The sequence below is a fragment of the Hydrogenophaga sp. genome, assembly GCF_035481345.1.
GTDB lineage: Bacteria > Pseudomonadota > Gammaproteobacteria > Burkholderiales > Burkholderiaceae_C > Hydrogenophaga.
The window spans coordinates 1-1656 of sequence record NZ_DATIGV010000126.1 but is presented as its reverse complement, the minus strand read 5'-3'; the positions used below and the strand labels follow the sequence as shown (position 1 = coordinate 1656).

At 70.2% G+C, this 1656-nt stretch carries 3 protein-coding genes; all 3 read right to left on the bottom strand.

Annotated features, from left to right (window positions below):
* Nucleotides 1-725, bottom strand: a 725-nt coding sequence (locus VLG41_RS13845; RefSeq protein WP_325349986.1) for a lysophospholipid acyltransferase family protein, incomplete at its 3' end; no start/stop codon positions are given.
* 12 nt (nucleotides 726-737) lie between these two features.
* Nucleotides 738-1316 (bottom strand): D-glycero-beta-D-manno-heptose 1,7-bisphosphate 7-phosphatase, encoded by a 579-nt coding sequence (gene gmhB, locus VLG41_RS13840; protein WP_325349985.1) that lies wholly within the window; start codon nucleotides 1314-1316, stop codon nucleotides 738-740.
* Between the two features lie 7 nt (nucleotides 1317-1323).
* The coding region (locus tag VLG41_RS13835) for a DALR anticodon-binding domain-containing protein (RefSeq protein ID WP_325349984.1) at nucleotides 1324-1656 on the bottom strand (333 nt) is incomplete at its 5' end.

The following is a 1656-nucleotide window of genomic DNA, read 5'->3' as shown; positions in this document are numbered from 1 at the left end:
TCGAGCCGGCGCATCTCGCCCTCGATCCAGGCCTCGACCTCGCGCATGAGCTCGTCCGCCTCGCGGCCCTGGCTGGGGATGGGCTTGCCGATGGAGAAGTCGACCACACCGGGGCGCTTGATGAAGGCCTTGCGCGGCCAGCACTTGGCCGAGCTGACGGCGATGGGGATCACCGGCGCGCCCGTGGCCACGGCCAGGCGCGTGCCGCCGGTCTTGTAGCTGCCCTTCTCGCCGCGCGGGATGCGCGTGCCCTCGGGGAACATGATCACCCAGGTGCCCTGGTCGAGCAGGCGCTGGCCCTGTTCGACCACCTTGTTGAAGGCCTGGGTGCGCTTGCTGCGGTCGATGTGGATCATGTCGAGCCGGCCCATGGCCCAGCCGAAGAAGGGCACATAGAGCAGCTCCTTCTTGAACACGTAGGCCAGCGGGTGCGGCATGAGCGTGGGCATGGCGAAGGTTTCCCACGTGGACTGGTGCTTGAGCAGCAGCACGGCCGGTGCGGTGCTGCCCACGGGCAGGTTCTCCCATCCCGTGACGCGGTTGCGGATGCCCAGGATCAACGTGCCGCTGTGCACGGCCACGCGCAGCCAGTTGGCGCACATCCAGTACAGCGTGGTGCTGCTGACGAAGGGCGAGGCCGCGATGACCGCCAGCGCCCAGGGAATCACGGTGACCACCATCACCAGCAGATGCAGGACGGAGCGCAGGAAGTTGACGACGATCATGCGGGGGTGTGCTCAGGCGGGAAGCTTGGACGCGGGCGGGACCTGGGCCAGCAGCCAGTCGGCGAAGGCGCTCAGGTCGGCGTGCACCTGGGTGCCGGGCGGCAGGCCGGGAATGGCCACGGAGGGTTGGCCGCTGAGCGACGCCGACAGGCCCGTGAGCAGCAGGTGCGTGGCGCAGCCGGCGGCGGCGGCGGCTTGCACGTGGCGCAGCGAGTTGCCCGCGGCCGGCACCTCGGCCAGCGGCACGCCGAAGCGCGCGCCGATCTGGTGGAAGAGCCCCGGTGCGGGCTTGCGACAGCCGCAGCCGTCCTCGGGGGCGTGCGGGCAGATGAAGATGGCTTCCACGCGCGCGCCAGCGGCGGCCATCAGCCGGTGCATCTTGAGGTGGATGGCATTGAGCGAGGCCATGTCGAACAGGCCGCGGCCGATGCCAGACTGGTTGGTGGCCAGCACCACGCGCCAGCCGCCGTGGTTGAGCCGCGCCACCGCCTCGAGCGCGCCCGGCAGGGGCTCCCACTCGTCCGGCGACGCGACCTTGTCGTCGCGGCTGCGGTTGAGCGTGCCGTCGCGATCGAGGATGAGGAGTTTCATGCCGCGATCATGCCGCGAGTCGCGAGAGATCGGCCACGCGGTTCATCGCGCGGTGCAGTTGCTGCAGCAGGGCCAGGCGGTTGGCCTTGAGCGCGGGGTCGTCGGCGTTGACCATCACGCCATCGAAGAAGGCGTCGACCGGTGCACGCAGCGCGGCCAGGGCCTGCAGGCTGGCGGTGAAGTCGCCGGCCTCGAACCTGGCGTCGGCCCCGGGCACGGTGGCTTGCATGGCGGTGAACAAGGCCTTCTCGGCGGCTTCCTGGAACAGGGCCGGGTTCACAGCCTCGCCCACGCCCTCGGACTTCTTGAGGATGTTGCCGATGCGCTTGTTGGCGGCGGC

Bases quoted from the DNA above. Each gene is read 5' to 3' on its own strand.
- gmhB (WP_325349985.1), bottom strand. From the start codon at position 1,316: ATGAAACTCCTCATCCTCGATCGCGACGGCACGCTCAACCGCAGCCGC.